The 18,933-nt window shown below is 44.6% G+C and carries 17 protein-coding genes; 13 read left to right on the forward strand and 4 right to left on the reverse strand.

Translation table 11 applies throughout. The annotated features are described in order from the left end of the window. The first annotated feature begins 74 nt into the window (after positions 1-74). The 13 genes from UFB30_RS03220 (at position 75) to UFB30_RS03280 (ending at position 14,180) form a co-directional block, all read left to right on the forward strand. A complete protein-coding gene (locus UFB30_RS03220; RefSeq protein ID WP_322420232.1) occupies positions 75-932 on the forward strand; it encodes a class II fructose-bisphosphate aldolase in 858 nt (285 codons plus the stop codon). Positions 933-1,475: 543 nt separating this feature from the next. Then, positions 1,476-2,120: a fructose-6-phosphate aldolase gene (fsa, locus tag UFB30_RS03225; RefSeq protein WP_322420233.1), complete on the forward strand. Its 645-nt coding sequence runs from the start codon at positions 1,476-1,478 to the stop codon at positions 2,118-2,120. 88 nt (positions 2,121-2,208) lie between these two features. Then, on the forward strand, positions 2,209-3,495 hold the full coding sequence (gene murA, locus UFB30_RS03230; RefSeq protein ID WP_322420234.1) for a UDP-N-acetylglucosamine 1-carboxyvinyltransferase: 1,287 nt from the start codon (positions 2,209-2,211) through the stop codon (positions 3,493-3,495). Positions 3,496-3,568: 73 nt separating this feature from the next. Next, on the forward strand, positions 3,569-4,531 hold the full coding sequence (gene glpX / locus UFB30_RS03235) for a class II fructose-bisphosphatase (RefSeq protein WP_322420235.1): 963 nt from the start codon (positions 3,569-3,571) through the stop codon (positions 4,529-4,531). A 542-nt stretch (positions 4,532-5,073) separates the two neighbouring features. Next, entirely contained in the window at positions 5,074-6,348 is a 1,275-nt protein-coding gene (gene rho / locus UFB30_RS03240; RefSeq protein WP_322420236.1) for a transcription termination factor Rho, read from the forward strand. Between the two features lie 499 nt (positions 6,349-6,847). Continuing rightward, on the forward strand, positions 6,848-7,048 hold the full coding sequence (gene rpmE / locus UFB30_RS03245; protein WP_039811605.1) for a 50S ribosomal protein L31: 201 nt from the start codon (positions 6,848-6,850) through the stop codon (positions 7,046-7,048). Positions 7,049-7,350: 302 nt separating this feature from the next. Next, positions 7,351-7,953: a thymidine kinase gene (locus UFB30_RS03250; protein ID WP_322420237.1), complete on the forward strand. Its 603-nt coding sequence runs from the start codon at positions 7,351-7,353 to the stop codon at positions 7,951-7,953. A gap of 281 nt (positions 7,954-8,234) precedes the next feature. After that, the gene (gene prfA, locus UFB30_RS03255) at positions 8,235-9,314 is read left to right on the forward strand and encodes a peptide chain release factor 1 (protein ID WP_322420238.1); all 1,080 of its coding nucleotides are present in this window, start codon (positions 8,235-8,237) and stop codon (positions 9,312-9,314) included. Next, complete coding sequence (gene prmC / locus UFB30_RS03260) at positions 9,301-10,182, forward strand: peptide chain release factor N(5)-glutamine methyltransferase (protein ID WP_322420239.1); 882 nt, start codon at positions 9,301-9,303, stop codon at positions 10,180-10,182. The genes prfA and prmC overlap by 14 nt, the downstream gene beginning before the upstream one ends. 394 nt (positions 10,183-10,576) lie before the next feature. Continuing rightward, complete coding sequence (locus tag UFB30_RS03265; RefSeq protein WP_322420240.1) at positions 10,577-11,137, forward strand: stage II sporulation protein R; 561 nt, start codon at positions 10,577-10,579, stop codon at positions 11,135-11,137. Positions 11,138-11,320: 183 nt separating this feature from the next. Further along, entirely contained in the window at positions 11,321-12,373 is a 1,053-nt protein-coding gene (locus tag UFB30_RS03270) for an L-threonylcarbamoyladenylate synthase (RefSeq protein ID WP_322420241.1), read from the forward strand. Positions 12,374-12,659: 286 nt separating this feature from the next. Next, the gene (locus UFB30_RS03275; protein ID WP_322420242.1) at positions 12,660-13,172 is read left to right on the forward strand and encodes a manganese efflux pump MntP; all 513 of its coding nucleotides are present in this window, start codon (positions 12,660-12,662) and stop codon (positions 13,170-13,172) included. A gap of 69 nt (positions 13,173-13,241) precedes the next feature. Continuing rightward, complete coding sequence (locus tag UFB30_RS03280; RefSeq protein ID WP_322420243.1) at positions 13,242-14,180, forward strand: aldose epimerase family protein; 939 nt, start codon at positions 13,242-13,244, stop codon at positions 14,178-14,180. A 41-nt stretch (positions 14,181-14,221) separates the two neighbouring features. Here UFB30_RS03280 and UFB30_RS03285 read toward each other — a convergent pair whose 3' ends face one another. From UFB30_RS03285 to UFB30_RS03300, 4 genes are all read right to left on the reverse strand, one after another. Beyond that, the gene (locus UFB30_RS03285; protein ID WP_322420244.1) at positions 14,222-15,598 is read right to left on the reverse strand and encodes a family 43 glycosylhydrolase; all 1,377 of its coding nucleotides are present in this window, start codon (positions 15,596-15,598) and stop codon (positions 14,222-14,224) included. Between the two features lie 42 nt (positions 15,599-15,640). Then, positions 15,641-16,459, reverse strand: a complete 819-nt coding sequence (locus UFB30_RS03290; protein WP_322420245.1) for a carbohydrate ABC transporter permease — start codon at positions 16,457-16,459, stop codon at positions 15,641-15,643. After that, positions 16,452-17,357 (reverse strand): carbohydrate ABC transporter permease, encoded by a 906-nt coding sequence (locus tag UFB30_RS03295; RefSeq protein WP_322420246.1) that lies wholly within the window; start codon positions 17,355-17,357, stop codon positions 16,452-16,454. Before UFB30_RS03295 ends, UFB30_RS03290 begins: the two co-directional genes overlap by 8 nt. A gap of 89 nt (positions 17,358-17,446) precedes the next feature. After that, positions 17,447-18,706 carry an ABC transporter substrate-binding protein gene (locus tag UFB30_RS03300; RefSeq protein ID WP_322420247.1) on the reverse strand — a complete coding sequence of 420 codons (1,260 nt, stop codon included), beginning with the start codon at positions 18,704-18,706 and terminating at the stop codon, positions 17,447-17,449. Between the last annotated feature and the right edge of the window lie 227 nt (positions 18,707-18,933).

Below are 18,933 nucleotides of genomic sequence, written 5' to 3' on the forward strand. Positions count from 1 at the left end.
AAAACGTTTGGTATGATACTAGAGAAAATGGTTGTGCAAAAGCTATGCCGTTTATTTAAAGGAGGAAACTAATTATGCCATTAGTATCAATGACAGATATGCTGAACAAAGCGAAGGATGGGGGCTATGCAGTAGGTCAGTTCAACCTGAATAACCTTGAATTTACTCAGGCGATTCTTCAGGCTGCTGAAGAAGAAAAATCACCTGTAATTCTTGGTGTTTCTGAAGGTGCTGCCCGCTACATGAGCGGATTTACAACTGTGGTGAAAATGGTTGAAGGTCTTCTTGAAGACTTAAACATTACTGTACCAGTAGCAATTCACCTTGACCACGGATCAAGCTTTGACAAGTGTAAAGAAGCAATTGATGCAGGTTTCACATCTGTAATGATTGACGCTTCTCACGGTCCTTTCGAAGATAACGTGGAAGTAACTTCTAAAGTTGTTGAATACGCACACGCTAAAGGAGTTTCTGTAGAAGCTGAACTTGGCGTTGTAGGCGGCCAGGAAGATGACGTGGTTGCAGATGGCGTGATCTATGCAGATCCTAAAGAATGTAAAGAACTTGTAGAACGCACAGGTATCGATACACTTGCACCAGCACTTGGATCAGTTCACGGTCCTTACAAAGGCGAACCGAACCTTGGATTCAAGGAAATGGAGCAGATCGGTAACGAAGCAGGCGTACCAATCGTTCTTCACGGCGGTACAGGCATTCCAACAAAAGATATCCAAAAAGCGATCTCTTACGGAACAGCTAAAATCAACGTGAACACAGAAAACCAGATTGCATCAGCGAAGAAAGTACGTGAAGTACTTGCTGCTGACTCAGAAGTATATGATCCACGTAAATATCTTGGACCAGCGCGTGAAGTGATTAAAGAAACAGTAATCGGCAAAATGCGTGAATTTGGTTCATCAAACAAAGCGTAACTCGTCACTCGGTTTCATGGGGTAGAAATTGAGTCATATCAAAAGAGGCTGGCTCACAAACAGGCAAGCCGCTTATTTTCGAATAAGCGGCCCAACCGTTTTTTGAGCCGGCCTTTTTTAAATATTTTATGGCTCTGGTAACCGGCTTTGATTTCCGTGGGAGGGCTTCGCTTTCCGCGGACGAACGCTCAGGCCAAGGCAGAAAACCACTGCCTTCTAGGACTTTCACGATCGTTTTTCCGCAGGATTCTCGCCCTACCACTCCAATCAAAGCCTAAATTTACTTATTAAACATCGGAAAATTATCTTTTTTAATTGAAAGAAAATTGGTACATTAGTTAGTAATTAAATTTACCAAAGTCACACGAAGTTGATCGGAGCGTAAGGCGGCGACTCCGGGACGATTAGTTGGAAGCTGAGACCCCGCAGGCGCTTGCGCCGAGGAGGTCTAATGGAGCCACAAAACGGCTCATCCAGGAAAGCGTCCGCCTGAAGCGCAGATCAGCGGGCAACACCAAATACATAAAAAAGGATGGGATCACATTGAAATTTTTCATTGATACAGCAAATATGGATGAGATCAAAGAAGCACACAGCTGGGGGATTATCGACGGCGTGACAACAAATCCGTCGCTTGTAGCGAAAGAAGGCATTTCGTTCCACGACCGTCTGAAGGAAATCACCTCACTTGTAGATGGTTCAGTCAGTGCAGAAGTTATTTCTCTTGATGCGGAAGGTATGATCAGAGAAGGAAAAGAGCTGGCTGCAATCGCACCGAATATCACCGTTAAAGTCCCCATGACACCTGATGGACTGAAGGCAACTGCGGCATTTGCAAAAGAAGGTATTAAAACAAATGTGACGCTGATTTTCAGTGCAAACCAGGCACTGATGGCAGCGCGTGCGGGTGCATCTTATGTGTCACCTTTCCTTGGCCGTCTTGATGACATTGGTCACGATGGAATGGATCTGATCAGCACAATTTCTGATATGTTCATTCTGCATGACATTAAATCAGAAATTATCGCGGCATCAATCCGTCATCCGATGCATGTCACCCAGGCTGCGCTAAATGGTGCGCATATTGCAACATGTCCATCAAAAGTGTTACACCAACTATTTAAACACCCACTAACGGAAGCGGGAATTGAAGCATTTCTTAACGACTGGAATAATCGCAAATCGTAAAAAATCCTGCTTCCTTCACACATGATTCAGCTGGAAATACACATCATAAAAAGACATAAAAGAGCTGGTTCGGAAGGAGCTTCAATCTATGGAGAAATTAAAAATTGAAGGGGGCAATCCCCTTAAAGGAAATATTAAAGTCAGTGGTGCGAAAAACAGTGCAGTTGCGCTGATCCCTGCAACAATTCTTGCAGACACACCAACGACGATTGAAGGTTTACCTGATATATCAGATGTTCATACATTAAAAGCGCTTTTAGAAGAGATTGGCGGAGAAGTTGAATTTGAAGATGGTGAAATGCGTGTGAACCCTGAAGGTATGGTTGCAATGCCATTACCAAACGGACGCGTGAAAAAGCTCCGTGCCTCTTATTATCTGATGGGTGCGATGCTTGGCAAGTTTAAAAAAGCGGCAATCGGTCTGCCAGGTGGATGCTACCTTGGGCCACGTCCAATTGATCAGCATATTAAAGGCTTTGAAGCACTTGGGGCGACTGTTACAAACGAACAGGGAGCACTGTACCTGCGTGCTGATGAACTGAGAGGTGCCCGTATTTATTTAGACGTTGTAAGTGTAGGTGCTACGATCAATATTATGCTTGCAGCTGTAAGAGCCAAGGGCCAGACGGTTATTGAAAATGCCGCAAAGGAACCTGAAATCATTGATGTAGCTACACTGTTAAGTAATATGGGTGCAAAAATCAAAGGTGCCGGAACAAATGTCATTAGAATTGAAGGTGTAGATGAGCTTCACGGTACGCGTCACACGATTATTCCTGACCGTATTGAAGCTGGTACATTCATGATTTTAGCGGCGGCAGCAGGGGAAGGTGTGACAATTAATAACGTCATTCCGCTTCATGTCGAATCGCTGATTGCCAAGCTGCGTGAAATGGGTGTTCCTGTCGAAATCGGTGATGAAGATGTCTACATTGGAAAATCAGAAAGCCTGAATTCAATTGATATCCAGACGCTTGTTTATCCGGGATTCCCGACAGATCTCCAGCAGCCGATGACGTCACTGATGACGAAAATTCACGGTACAGCAATGGTGACTGATACGATTTACTCAGCGCGCTTTAAGCATATTGACGAATTAAAGCGCATGAACGCAAATATCAAAACTGAAGGACGCGCAGCCATTGTCTACGGTCCGTCCGTTTTACAGGGCGCACGCGTCAAAGCTTCTGACTTACGGGCAGGAGCTGCACTTGTCATCGCAGGCTTAATGGCTGAGGGTATTACTGAAGTTACTGGACTTGAGCACATTGACCGCGGATACAGTGATTTGATTGAGAAACTATCAGGTCTTGGTGCAGTGATCTGGCGTGAAGAAATGTCAGCAGAAGAACTTGAGCAGGTGAATAACGCTTAATTTCAAATAGTATGTCATATTAAAAAATAATGTGTTATACTGATTCATGACAAATCACGAGGGGTTGAATGACATGGAACGCAGTTTATCAATGGAGCTTGTACGGGTTACAGAAGCAGCAGCATTATCATCAGCAAGATGGATGGGTCGCGGTTTGAAAAATGAAGCAGACGATGCAGCAACGACTGCTATGCGCGATGTATTCGATACGATTCCGATGAAGGGTACAGTGGTCATCGGTGAAGGTGAAATGGATGAAGCACCAATGCTTTATATTGGTGAAAAACTTGGTACAGGCTATGGTCCCCGCCTTGATGTAGCAGTTGATCCGCTGGAAGGCACGAACATTGTCGCTTCAGGCGGCTGGAATGCACTTGCGGTTCTCGCAGTTGCGGATCATGGGAACTTACTAAACGCACCTGACATGTATATGGATAAAATTGCAGTCGGGCCGGAAGCAGTAGGCTGTATTGATATTAATGCACCGGTCATTGACAACCTGAGAGCAGTAGCAAAAGCGAAAAATAAGGACATTGAAGATGTGGTTGCGACGATTTTAAATCGTGAGCGACATGCGAAAATTATCGAAGAGCTGCGTGCAGCAGGTGCCCGCATCAAGCTGATTGGTGATGGAGACGTTGCAGGCGCAATTAATACAGCGTTCGATACGACCGGTGTAGACATTCTTTTCGGATCAGGCGGAGCGCCAGAAGGTGTAATCGCTGCAGTTGGACTAAAGTGTCTGGGCGGTGAAATCCAGGGGCGCCTGCTTCCGCAAAATGAAGAAGAAGCAGAACGCTGTAAAGCAATGAACATTGATGTCAGCCAGGTCCTGCGTATGGAAGACCTCGTCCGCGGTGACGATGCAATCTTTGCAGCAACTGGTGTGACAGATGGCGAACTCCTTAAAGGCGTTCAGTTCAAAGGTACATACGGAGAAACCGATTCTCTCGTTATGCGTGCAAAATCCGGCACTGTTCGCTTCATCAAAGGCACACACAGCCTGAAAAAGAAGCCGAACCTTGTCATGAAGTAATAGTCGAAAGCTCCGGGATGAAAACCTGGAGTTTTTTCGTTGGGTATAGTAGTAACCGCAATTTCTCTCCGTTCAGGACTTCGCTTTCCGCGGACGAACGCTCAGGCCAGGCAGAAAACCACTGCCTTCCAGGGTCTTTCACGATCGTTTTTTTACGCAAGAGTCTTCGTCCTGAACTCCGAGAAATTGCTCAGGTTGGCTTTTCAATAACTATTAGTTTTGATCCATTGAAAGCGTTGATTAGAGTGGAAGGGGGCGACTCCGGGACGAGTAGCGGGAAGCTGAGACCCCGCAAGGCTTGCCTGAGGAGGCTCAGCAACCGCCGTCCGGAAAGCGTCCCCCTGAAACGGAAATCATAAGCGGTTACACAAGTACTCACCAGCCGACAATTTTCATCGTTGATTGTGCGGATAAATAAGAGTAGAATAATGATTGACTTCAGCTACACAACCTCTATTTCAACCAGTTTTCCTCACAAACATTTTTCAAGCACAATAGATTTGCTGAAGAAGCATTTAAAATAACAGAAGTGGGTGTCCTTTATGGAAGAATTAAAAATGTCGTCACTCGACAATATGAAATTAAAAGAATTATATGAGCTCGCAAAAGAGTATCGTGTATCGTATTACAGCAAGCTGACGAAAAAGGAATTAATTTTTGCAATCCTTAAATCACGTGCTGAACAGGAAGGCTATTTCTTTATGGAAGGCGTACTTGAAGTCATTCAGTCTGAAGGCTTCGGCTTCCTGCGACCGATCAACTACTCACCAAGCTCTGAGGATATTTATATTTCAGCCTCACAGATCCGCCGTTTTGACCTGAGAAATGGTGATAAAGTTTCCGGTAAAGTAAGACCGCCGAAAGAAAATGAGCGTTATTTCGGATTATTGCATGTTGAAGCAGTGAACGGGGAAGATCCTGAAACATCAAAAGAGCGTGTGCATTTCCCTGCACTGACGCCTTTATATCCTGATCGTCAAATTAAGCTTGAAAACCAGCCGCGCCAGCTATCAACACGTATTATGGACCTGGTGTCACCGGTTGGTTTTGGTCAACGTGGATTAATCGTTGCCCCTCCAAAAGCAGGTAAGACGATGCTGATGAAAGAAATTGCTAACTCCATTACAACAAATCATCCTGAAGCTGAACTGATTGTCCTGCTGATCGATGAACGTCCTGAGGAAGTAACGGATATTGAACGTTCTGTTGATGCTGATGTTGTCAGCTCAACATTTGATGAAGTGCCGGAAAATCATATTAAAGTTGCAGAGCTTGTTCTTGAACGTGCCATGCGTTTAGTTGAGCATAAGCGTGACGTGGTCATTCTGATGGATAGCATTACACGTCTGGCACGTGCTTATAACCTGGTAATTCCGCCAAGCGGCCGTACGCTCTCAGGTGGTATTGACCCGGCTGCGTTCCACCGTCCAAAGCGTTTCTTCGGAGCTGCGCGTAACATTGAAGAAGGCGGAAGCTTAACGATCCTTGCAACAGCACTGGTTGATACAGGATCACGTATGGATGAAGTCATCTATGAAGAGTTTAAAGGAACAGGTAACATGGAGCTTCACCTGGACCGCAGCATGGCAGAGCGCCGTATCTTCCCTGCAATTGACGTCCGCCGCAGCGGTACGCGTAAAGAAGAACTGCTCGTTACAAAAGACCATCTTGATAAACTTTGGGCGATCCGCCGCGCATTGTCAGATTCACATGACTTCGGCGAGCGTCTCGTTCGCAAAATCCGTCAGACAAAGACGAACCAGGAGTTCTTTGAAAACCTGACAGAAGAAATGAAATCAAGCGGGCGTAAGTCGTAAGAAATAAAGTCTTAGAATAAAGTAAGTGATTTTATAACCGTTGCACTGCGCTTCAGGCGGACGCTTTCCGGACGGAGGTTGCTGAGCCTCCTCAGGCAAGCCTTGCGGGGTCTCAGCTTCCCTCTAATCGTCCCGGAGTCGCCGCCTTACGCTCCGTTTCACTAAGTAGTGATCAGAAGATTTGGTTATGATCTTTTATGTCACAATCACACTCAGCTGTTGGTTGGAGTGGAGGGCGGAGACTCCCGCCCCAGGAAGGGACAGGTGAGACCATGCATGCGAAGCATGTAGGGGCTCACCGCCCGGGGGCAGGAAAGCGCAGCCCTCCACGGAAACCAGCAGCGTTTTTTAAAGCAAACAATTTTCAAAAACAAGGTTGCTACACTCAATTCACCCTGCTATAATGTAAGCAGTGTGCTTGAAACATATCTGGCACCGTGCTAGTATGTAAGATACTTACTCTGTTCCAGATGGTTCAGGGCGGAAGGAGATGACTGAGATGAAAACTGATATTCATCCAAATTACAAAGCTGCAAAGGTAACTTGTACTTGCGGTAATGAATTTGAAACAGGTTCTGTTAAGGAAGACATTCGTATCGAGGTTTGCTCGGAATGCCATCCATTCTACACAGGACGTCAGAAGTTCGCAGCAGCGGACGGCCGTGTTGATCGCTTCAACAAAAAATACGGTCTTAAGTAATTTTCGTAAATCAAAACAGGCGAGAATCAAATTCTTGCCTGTTTTTTTACGGTTAAATTCGCCAATTAAGGAAATAAAACAACAGATTCAGTCAAATCGCCTCTTGAACGAAGAGGTGTTTTTCAATAGACTTAAACCATATTGCAATGATAGATATTGTTCTTAAAAACACGACAAAGTGTTTATGAAATATGTAACGTATAAGCCACATTCAGCTGACCCACGTAAAGGGGCAGCGTTACAGAAGAAAATTATGCTTTTACATAAGCGTACTGTAAACGACCAAAGGAGCTGAAGGAAACGTGTATGTAATGAAACAGACGGGCTGGGTGGAAGTGATTTGCGGAAGTATGTTTTCCGGAAAATCAGAAGAACTGATCAGACGCGTAAGACGCGCACAATTTGCAAGACAGCACATTTTAGTATTTAAACCAAAACTCGACGATCGCTATAGTGAAGAAGCCATTGTTTCCCATAATGGAGCATCTGTCATCGCCGTACCTGTTGAGCATTCTTCAGAAATTCTTGAACAGGTAACCGAGCAGGCAGATCTGATCGCAATCGATGAAGTTCAGTTTTTTGATGAAGGCGTAGTAGATGTCATCACAAAGCTTGCTGATCAGGGATTCAGAGTGATCACAGCGGGTCTTGATCAGGATTTCCGAGGCGAGCCTTTTGGTCCGGTTCCACACCTGATGTCACTTGCTGAACAGGTAACGAAGCTCCAGGCAGTATGTGCAGTTTGCGGATCGCCGGCAAGCAGAACGCAGCGTCTGATCGAAGGACGTCCTGCAGGTTATGATGACCCGGTTATTTTAGTCGGTGCATCAGAAGCATACGAACCACGCTGCCGCCACCATCACGAAGTGCCCAAGGGCGTAACCGTCTCATCTGAAAAAGTTTAACTTATAACGTTTTGGATAGAGAATCATTTTCTTCATATTCTTATTGGAGAGAGTGATTCTTTTTAAATGGCGCAGTAAATGAATATAAGATTTGTGGCAGAGGAAGGCAGGGACTCCAGTGGCGGAAAAGGAAAGGTGAGACCATACATGGCACAGAGGGGCTCACCGCCCGGCAGCGGAAAGCTTCTGCCTGGAGCTGCCACAAACCGTTTACTGAGAAGCTGATTTCAGTTGTGAGACACCCCGCCATCGGCTATACTAACTAAAGAGGTGAAGATATCATGTTTGATCGATTACAAGCGGTAGAAGACCGCTATGATAAATTAAATGAACTGCTCAGCGACCCTGAGATCGTCAATGATACAAATAAACTGCGTGAATACTCAAAAGAGCAATCAGACCTGTCTGAAACAGTTGAGACGTATCGCCGTTATAAAGAAGTATTCGAGCAGCACAAAGATGCAAAAGAAATGCTGAATGAAAAGCTCGACGCTGATATGCGTGACATGGTAAAAGAAGAAGTAAGTGAGCTTTCTGCTGAAATTGAAGCACTTGAAGAAAAGCTGCACGTGCTCCTTTTACCAAAAGATCCGAATGATGATAAGAACGTAATCATGGAAGTCCGTGGTGCAGCCGGTGGAGATGAGGCTGCTTTATTTGCCGGTGACCTTTACCGTATGTACAGCCGTTACGCTGAATCTCAAGGCTGGAAAATTGAAGTGATGGATGCCAGCACAACAGGGGTTGGCGGATATAAAGAGATCACTTTTATGATCAATGGAACCGGTGCTTATTCCAAAATGAAATACGAAAACGGTGCACATCGCGTACAGCGTGTTCCTGAAACAGAATCAGGCGGCCGGATTCATACGTCAACTGCGACTGTTGCGTGTCTTCCTGAAGTAGAGGATGTGGAAGTGGATATTCATGAAAAAGATATCCGTGTTGATACATTTGCTTCAAGTGGTCCGGGTGGACAGTCGGTTAATACAACGATGTCAGCAGTACGCCTGACACACGTTCCAACCGGTGTAGTTGTGTCCATGCAGGATGAAAAATCACAGATTAAAAATAAAGAAAAAGCGATGAAGATTCTGCGTGCGCGTATTTATGATAAGTTCGAACAGGAAGCACGTGCTGAATACGATGCTGTCCGTAAGTCAGCTGTTGGTACAGGTGACCGCTCAGAGCGTATCCGCACATACAATTTCCCGCAAAACCGTGTAACGGATCACCGCATCGGCTTAACGATCCAGAAGCTCGATCAGATCCTTCAGGGTAAAATGGATGAAATTATTGAGGCGCTTATTTTAGAAGAACAATCTGCTAAAATGGAAGCGATGAATAATGGAGAAGCTTAAAATGTACGAGGCCCTTAATTGGGCTTCTTCTTATTTAGAGGATCATGACCGCGAAGCGCACGCGGCCGAATTATTATTGAGACATATCACGGGACTTGACCGGCACAAATTTTTTATGGAACTGAGAGAACTTCTGTCTGATGACCAGCTGGAGGCTTTTAAAAAAGCTGTCGAAAAACATGTCGAAGGTGTACCAGTACAGCATTTGATGGGTTATGAAGAATTTTACGGAAGACGCTTTGCGGTAAATGGCGACGTCCTGATTCCACGGCCGGAAACAGAAGAACTGATCTTTTATATGTTTGAAAGAACAGATCGTATCTTTGATAAAAGAGAAAACATTCAGGCGCTGGACGTTGGCACAGGGAGCGGTGTAATTGGTGTAACGATGAAGCTTGAACGCCCGGACTGGGAGGTCACAGCAACAGACTTATCACCGGCAGCACTTCACACAGCTAAAAAGAATGCCGCCTCAAATGCCGCCAATATCGAATTTTTAGAAGGTGACCTGCTTCAGCCGCTTGAAGGAAAAAAGTTTGATGTTTTTCTATCAAACCCGCCGTACATTCCTTACAGCGATATCAGTTCAATGTCAGAAGTCGTCACAGATCACGAGCCTCACTCCGCACTTTTTGCTGATGAAGAAGGACTGATCCTCTACAGAAAAATGAGCGAACAGCTTCCGGCAGTCATGAACAGACCCGGTCTCATCGGCTTCGAAGTCGGAGCAGGTCAGGGAGAAACCGTCGCCGCTTTACTGAAAAAAGCATTTCCTGATGATGAAACTGAAGTGATTTATGATATTAACGGGAAAGATAGAATGGTATTTTGTGAGTTACTCAATCATACCTCTGATAAAGATTGCTGAAGGTTCCCGCTTCAGGCGGACGCTTTCCATTGCCGGGCGGTGAGCCAGCAGGCTTCGCCATGCTCCGTCTCACCTGCCCCTTCCTGCCATAGGAGTCGCCGCCTTACGCGGGAACCTTCAGCTGTGCAAGTATGAAAATAATCATTCATAACTCGAGACATATGTAATTAACATTTATTATTCGCAGCGTTGATCGAAGTGGAAGGCGGCGACTCCGGGACGATTAGTGGGAAGGTGAGACCCCGCAGCCGAAGGCGAGGAGGCTCAGCAACCACCGTCCGGAAAGCGTCCGCCTGGAACGGAGATCAAACGCCAAACTTTTTAATTCCTATCAATGTTTAAAACTCGCAAATCTCGTCCACAATGCCCTAGTAACAGCAGGGAGGAATGGACGATGATTCAAAAAACAATGATTCTTATACTTTTACTAACCATACTCACACCATTTGCAGTATCCGGAGAAGAACAGGAAATCAGAATGCGTGTGATCGGAAATAGTGATACAGCAGAAGATCAATCAGTAAAAGAAGCGCTCTACCAGTCCGTACAGCCTGAACTGATTCAATTGCTCGGTAATCAGCCTTTAACAAGACAGGAGCTGGCTGATCAATTGACCGTCCATCTTGATCAGATCAGACAGATCGTAGAGAAAGCAGCAGGTGTCATTGCACCGGACCAAAAGATATCCACAGCATTTGAACCGCACACATTTCCTGATGGACAAACCTTTCTGACACTTGTGATTAAGGTCGGAGAGGGAGCGGGAGAAAACTGGTGGTGTACTTTTTTTCCAGAGATGTGCGGTACTGTTACATTAGATGAAGATAAAAATACCGAATGTGAGAATGACTTATCCCCAGAAAAAAAGGTGTCGAAAACTGAAATGAAGGTAGAGTCATTTATTGTGAACTGGATATCAGATAAATGGAACCGCTTTAATGAAAAACGGGGATAACTTTTACTTATTCACAAAGTTGTGCACATTTTCGATGAAGTTATGCACAAACTGTGGATGAAAATGACCTTTGTGCACAGGAAGTTAAAAATAGTATACTATTATCCAAGACTAAATGTTGATAAACCAGCATGTCGAAAAAAATCAAAATAAATCTAAAAAGTAATTTGAGAGGTGATTCACATGGAAACGATCCGCTGGACTGTGGATATCAATGTGGAAAAACAAAAAAGTTATCCACAGATTTCCGAAGCAGCTGACTATCTGCGTCATGGACATGTCATCGCCTTTCCCACTGAAACCGTTTACGGACTGGGAGCCGATGCGACAAATGATGCTGCTGTGCAAGGTATATTTGATGCAAAAGGCAGACCGTCTGATAATCCGCTGATTGTCCACATTTCAAATCCTGATGCACTGCATGACCTCGTTTCTGACATCAGTCCGGAAGCATCACAGTTAATTGAAACCTTCTGGCCTGGACCGTTAACCATTATTTTCAAGAAAAAGAACGGTGTGTTTTCAGATCTTGTCACTGCAGGGCTTGATACTGTCGGAATCCGTATGCCGGCGCACGCTGTTGCACTTGAGCTGATCGGCCGTTCCGGAAAACCGCTTGCAGCTCCTAGTGCGAATACGAGTGGTAAGCCGAGTCCGACAGCAGCTGAACACGTGGCGCGTGACCTCTCCGGCCGAATTACAGGAATTGTGGACGGCGGTGAGACAGGCGTAGGTCTCGAATCCACCGTGATCGATTGTACAGTTACACCACCCATGATTCTCAGACCGGGTGGCGTTTCGGCAGAGGAGATTGAAGCCTGTATTGGTAAGGTTCATGTAGATCCTTCCCTGAAAAAAGAACAGAGTGCACCCAGGTCACCAGGAATGAAATATACCCATTATGCCCCAACCGCTCCACTTTACTTGATCAAAGGGAAGACGGAATGGATTCAGCAGACGATTCACCGTTTGCAGGCGGGGGGAAAGAGGGTTGGCCTTCTCGTTTCAAGCGAGCTGGCAGCTGAGCTGGATGCTGATATCGTGAGTGTCTGCGGTAGTCGGGAAGACCCTGCATCCACTGCACGCAGCCTCTATCATGCGATCCGCTCCTTTAACGATACAGATGCAGATATTATTTTAGCTGAAGCCTTTGAGGAAAAAGGAATCGGCACAGCCATTATGAACCGTCTGGAAAAAGCAGCCGGACATAAATGGATGAAGGAAAGCTCTTCCTGAGAGGGAGGGCTTTTTTGTGTTGAAGCGGTTTAATCGGAAATAGAATGTGACGCAGTTTTTATGCGATTACTACTGGTATCCGGGTGTATCGCTACAGTCATGGTACGGATTGCTACAAAAACCCGGGTGTATCGCTACAGCCTCAACACAAAAAGCCACAAATATCAGAACCACCGCAAATCCGCGTAAGAAATACCATAAGTAAAGAACCCATTACCGCCAAAGGTCTTTCATATTATGGTCCATCCAATCATATAATCCCCCATTGAAACTAAGGGGGAGCGGTATGTGGACAATCTTTTTGGCGTTAGCGCTCGGGATGGATGCATTGTCGGCAAGTATTGCAGCTGGGGCACAGCCTGTCAGTGTTAAGGCGAAATGGATCATCAGTACTCTCGTTGGTCTTTTACATACAGTACTACCGGCAGCGGGCATGGTGATTGGCTCATCGCTGCTTGATGCAATGAACTGGTTTGGTATGGTGCTGCTCGTTTTCATTGGGCTTCAGATGATTTTTGCCGGTTTCAAATCAAAAAAGGAGCAGCCGATGGTTTTGACGCCTTTCAAATGGCTCGCCTTTTCGATTGCTGTCAGTCTCGACAGCTTATCAATCGGGATCACACTGGGGATCACAGACCTTTCTGATTCACAGGCGCTCATCATATTTGGTATCGCAGCTTTTCTAATGACCAGGATCGGCTTTGCACTAGGAGGCCTTGTCACACTCACGGCAGGCAGATTCAGCGAAGTGATTGGCGGTAGCATCCTGATTGGACTTGCACTCAGGATGATTGAGTAGCGTACTGGTTTGAAAAGCTGTACGGAGGATACATTATAAATACAGTAAGAATTACCGGGGTGAAACGTGTTGGAAAAAGGAACATTTAAAGGTCTTGAAGCATTTATATTGGAAAACCAGCATTTAAAAGCAGTCATTTTACCGGATTTCGGTGGGAAGATTGCGAGCTTTTACGATAAAAAAGCTGAATACGAGTGGTTTTATCAGGCGAAAGTGGAACAATTGCCGATGCCTCATTATGGTTCTGCATTTGGGGAATATACGCCTGGCGGATTTGATGATTGTTTTCCAGCTGTAGATGAAGGGCCTCATCCAATTAATAATAGAAAAGTGCCCGACCATGGAGAAGTATGGTCAATGGTATGGGAAGTTGATGAAAAACTCGAAAACGGAATCACACTCGAAGTGAAAAGTCCTGTTTTTCCGTATGAGCTTAAAAAGACGATTACGCTCCTTGAGGATGGACTTGAAGTAAGATACAGAGTGGTCAATACAGGAGAGGCGCCATTTGCTTATATCTGGTCTCCGAGTATTTTACTGAATATGAATGAACACACGCAGATTGAAGTACCCGAAGAATGCGATGAAATTATCAGCACCGAGCCTGATAATGAGCATCTGGGGGACTGGGGAGCGCGTCATCCTTTTCCGATCACGCAATCAAAAGAGTCAAAAGAAGAAATTGATCTCTCAAAAATGGCAACGAAAGAATCTCAGAGCATTGAAAAGTTTTATTTCTCAAAAAGACTGAACAATGGCTGGTGCAGAGCTGTCCAGCACGATCTGAAAAAAGCGCTGTATTACTCATTTGACCCTGATAAAATCCCTTTCCTGTCAGTCTTTAAAAATCAGGGCGGCTGGCTCGGTGACTACAACTTCTCACTTCAGCCATCCACAGGAATGTATGATGATGTCTATGTAGCAAATAAAATTGACCGGGTTGCGAAGATTCCACCGGAGGATGAAAATATCTGGATCTTCCGGATAACAGTTGAAGACACAGAGTAAAAAGGCGAGGGCAGGGGTCGCTTGACCCTTGCCTTCGCTTTTTAGCGATCCTTTATTTCGATATGGTCTAAATCAAATGTGCCGTTTGTGACTATAAGGTCAATTGTGTTTTCACCCTGCTTGAGGTTCAGCTTATAAGAACTTGCAGTCAGCGGTTCATTTTGCAGACCCTGGTTATTATTAAACAGCGTGAATGTGTCGCCTGAATCTGTTGAGCCGTTTACTGTGACGGCACCACTATTTCTCCAGTACAAGTAAAGATAGTATTCTCCATCTTCAGGCGCATCAAATGTAATTGAAAGGTTCTGGTCTGTTTCTGCCAGAATTCCTTCCTCCGTGATGTCGGCTTCCGTTTCAATTTCCTCCGCTGTATATTTGGTAATGTTCACTGGATCACCTGCCGGAAGTGGGAGCGGCTTTGTTACTGGAACGGGTTCTCCGAATTCAGGGAAACCATCCTCGTTGATCTCAAATGGCTGCATGCGTACATTTCTCGTCCATCCTGAGCCCTGTTCTTTAGCTGCATGATAGACAATCCACTGCTCTGAGCCGTCCGGGGATTCAACAAATGATGCATGTCCCGGACCGTAGACATTATTTCCACTTTCAAATACAGGCTCTTCCTGCTTTGTCCAGGAATCAGGGTCAAGTAAGTCAGACCCTCTTTCAGCGGTCAGAATCCCCAGCTTGTAAAAATCACTCCAGCTTCCGCTTCCTGAATAAACAATATGAATATAATCCTCCGTATAAAGTATTTGAGGACCTTCGTTAATAGATGGCGCTCCGCCTTCCTTTTCCCAGTCATATTCAGGTCTTGAAAGCTCCACTCTATCCGTGTTAAGTTCCATTGGATTTTCCATGCCGGCGATATAGATATACTGGCTGACATTTTCATCGCCCTCCCAGCCGGACCAGACGTAAAATAATTCTTCTTCCTGCTGGATGACTGTACCGTCAATTCCCCATTTATCCGTAGGGTCTGTGATTTGACCAACATCTGTGTATTCGGAAAACGGGTCTTCATTTTCTGATTCCAGCACGTACATACGGTGCTGGCTTCCGCCTCCATCAGCTGCATAGTATACGTACCATTTACCATCAATAAAATGAACTTCGGGAGCCCAGATATTCTGACTGTTTTCAGTTCCCGGGGTAGGCTCCCATACCACTTTTGACTCAGCATTCATCATTGAAGTGGGGCTGTCAGATTGCCAGATCGTAATGTTACTTCCTGTTGTATGTGTGTAGACATACGTATCTTCGTGCTTAGTCATCCATGGATCAGCACCATCAGGTAAAATCGGGTTATAAAACTCTTTTACATACTCATTTGACTCTGAAGATTGATCAGGCGTACAGGCTGCAAGCCCGATTCCCGCCGTTAAAATCGCGATTCCTGTTAAAGCTGATTTCTTCACAACATCACTCCTAAAGCAAAAGCCGCTCTTGGCGGCTTTTGGTTACTTGATACCTGATTGTGTAATCCCCCGGATAAACCATTTCTGACCGATCAGGAAGACAATTAAAATTGGAATTGTTGCTAATGTAGTCAGGGCCATCAGCTTTCCGTAAGAAGAAACGAAGCTTCCCTGCTGCATAATCGCAATACCGGTTGTCACTGTTCTCATCTCCGGCGTATTTGTTGTTACCAGTGGCCACAGGAAGTCATTATAGATTGCCATGAATGTAAAGATCGCAAGTGTCGCAATAAGTGGTCTCGCAGACGGTATGACGACCTTCATAAAGATCTGCCATTTGTTTGCGCCATCCATACGTGCTGCTTCCTCCAGCTCTTTAGGGAAAGAACGGAAGAATTGATACAGCAAGAATACCCCGAATGCATTGGCTGAATAAGGCAAAATCAGCGGTGCATACGTGTTCAGAAGACCAAGATTACTAAACTGCTGATAGAGCGGCAGGAAGGTGATGACCCACGGAATCATCAGCGTGCTGACGAACAACGGGAATAATACCTTTTTAAAAGGAACATCCAGGCGGGCCAGTGCGTATGCAGCCATTGAGTCAATAATGACCACAATTGCTACGCCTGCAAATCCGACAAACAGTGAATTAAATAACCATCTTAAAATCGGTACACTGGTGCTCGTTAATGTACTGGTATAGTTTTCAAAAGTAAATTCCTGAGGGAAGAATGTTCCGCCCCCAATCGCTTCAAAATCGGATTTGAAAGAAGTGGAGACCATCCATACAAGCGGAATTAGAAATAAGATCGCTAAGATAGATGCAAAAACAATATTGAGTATCTTCGTTTTACGCATTGTTTTTCTCCTTTCTTTCACCTGATCTTGTCACCAGGAATTGTCCAACTGAAATCACAATCATAATCAGTGCCATCAGCATCGCCATAGCAGCTGCTGAACCCATCTGTCTTAATTCAAATGCCTGCTGAACAATCCCCATCAGCAGCACTTCAGTTGATTCACCAGGGCCGCCACGTGTCATCAGATATGGCTGTCCATATACGTTAAATGATGCGATTGTCGATGTGATTACAACAAAAATCATAATTGGTCTGATAGACGGCAGCGTGATATGTAAAAATTTGTGCCAGCTTGAAGCACCATCAATATCCGCTGCTTCATAAAGCTCTTCAGGAACTTCATTCAGTGCATTGATGAAAATGATCATATTAAAACCAATGGTCCACCACACTGTGGCAATGACAAGTGAGATCCATGCAAAAGGCAATCGGGTTAACCATGGGATACTGTCCATACCGAGTGAATTTAAAAACTGGTTCAGCAGGCCTGAGTTTGAATCAAGCATCCAGAGCCATAAAACTGCAATGACTGATACTGAAATGGCATAAGGAAGGAAATAGGCTGTTCTGAAAAATCCGCGGATTTTATCAGGCAAGCTATTTACGAGCATTGCCAGTCCAAGTCCGACAATGACTAATAATGGCACACTGTAAATAACAAATTGAGCTGTATTTTTAAGTCCATTTAAAAATACACGGTTCTCAGGTGTACCTGATGTAAAAATAGCACTGTAATTTTCCAGCCCTACAAATGGATGGATTGGGGAAATTAAATTCCAATCATGAAAACTGATATAGATCCCATAGACAAGCGGAACAACTAGAAACAGTGTGAACATGATCAGATATGGAAGTACAAATAAAAATGATGTAAAACCCGATGCTTTTGACTTCATATCAAAACCTTCTTTCTTTAAAGCTGGTTTAAAGTAAAAGGTAAGAGGGAGGGTGAACACCCGCTCTTACCTTCAAACTTTACTGCTGATTATTGCAGACTTGCCTGTGCATCTTGAGCTGCCTGCTCAAGTGCTTCCTGTGCTTCTCTCTGATTCAGAAGTACTTCATTAACAGCGCTGAATAACGGATCAGATACAGGTCCCCAGTTTTCAACATTTGGAGAGAACTGTACGTATTCAAATTGCTTCGCCACTTCAGGCTGCTGCTTCATTTCGTTGAACTCATCACTTTCGTATACTGCTTTAGATGCAGGAGCCTGTCCAGACTCAGCCCATGCCATGCCATTTTCGTCTACATAGTTAAGGAAAGTTGTGATTGCGTCAATTTTAGCTTCGTCCTGAACCGTTTCAGGAATAACAAAGTTGTGAGAGTTAGCAAACACTGCCTGCTGTTCAGTTCCAAGCTGTGGCACTGGTGCTACACCATAGTTCAGACCTGACTCTTCAAACTGATTCATCATCCATGGACCGTTCATATGCATAGCTGATTTACCCTGAAGGAATAATGTCAGTTCGCCGTCCTGCTGGATGTCTGCAGGTGATACTTCGTGGTCATAGATCAGAGAGTGAAGGAATTCTAGTGCTTCAACTGCTTCTGGAGAATCATATTGCACTTCGCCATCATCTGTGATCAGCTCACCGCCGTTTTGATAGACAATTGACGGGAAGATGAACTGCTGAGGCCATAGTGTCGGCACTGCAAATCCATATTGACCTTCATCTGCATTTGTTGTTGCTTTTGCTGCCTCAAGGAATTCTTCACGATTCGTTGGTGGAGCCTCAGGGTCAAGTCCTGCTGCTTCAAATAGATCTTTATTGTAATAGAACATAAGCGGGTGGATATCTAATGGAACGCCGTAGATTGATCCATCTACTTCTGCGCCTTCCCATGCAGTAGGGTGATAATTCTCTTTATCTATTTGATCCCCTACAATATCATCAAGGTTCTTGATAATGTTCTGGTTGGCATATGTCATAATCTGATCTCCGTGCATGATCATTACATCTGCGCCTTCCTGCTGACCACTAAGCGATAGGTCAAGTGTCGTATAATACTCTGACTGCGGGACGATTTGGAAATCTACCTGTACTTCATCCTGTGAATCATTGAATTCGTTTACAATCTGCTCCATATTCGGGCCGTCTGCGCCTGAGAATGGTGCCCAGAAAGTAATTTCCTGTGTTCCGCTGCTACCTTCACTGCTGCTCGACGTATCATCTCCTGAACAAGCTGCCAGTACAGACGCCACTGCTAAACCTGATGCAACTGTAAGTAAAGACTTTTTCATGTGAAAATCCCCCTCAAGTTAAAAGTTTAGTTAACAATCGTTTTATTAACTAAAATAAATGTAAACTAAAAGCGCTTTCATTGTCAACTTTATTTTTTGATATTTTAATATGACTGTCATGTTACGATCGTTTAAACCCTTATTTAATAAGTTTTATGAGAATTTAATAAAGTTTTATCTAGTAAAACTATTTTATTTTTTACGTTGACTTTTACTAAAAATAAATT

It is taken from the genome of Jeotgalibacillus haloalkalitolerans (assembly GCF_034427455.1).
Lineage (GTDB): Bacteria > Bacillota > Bacilli > Bacillales > Jeotgalibacillaceae > Jeotgalibacillus > Jeotgalibacillus haloalkalitolerans.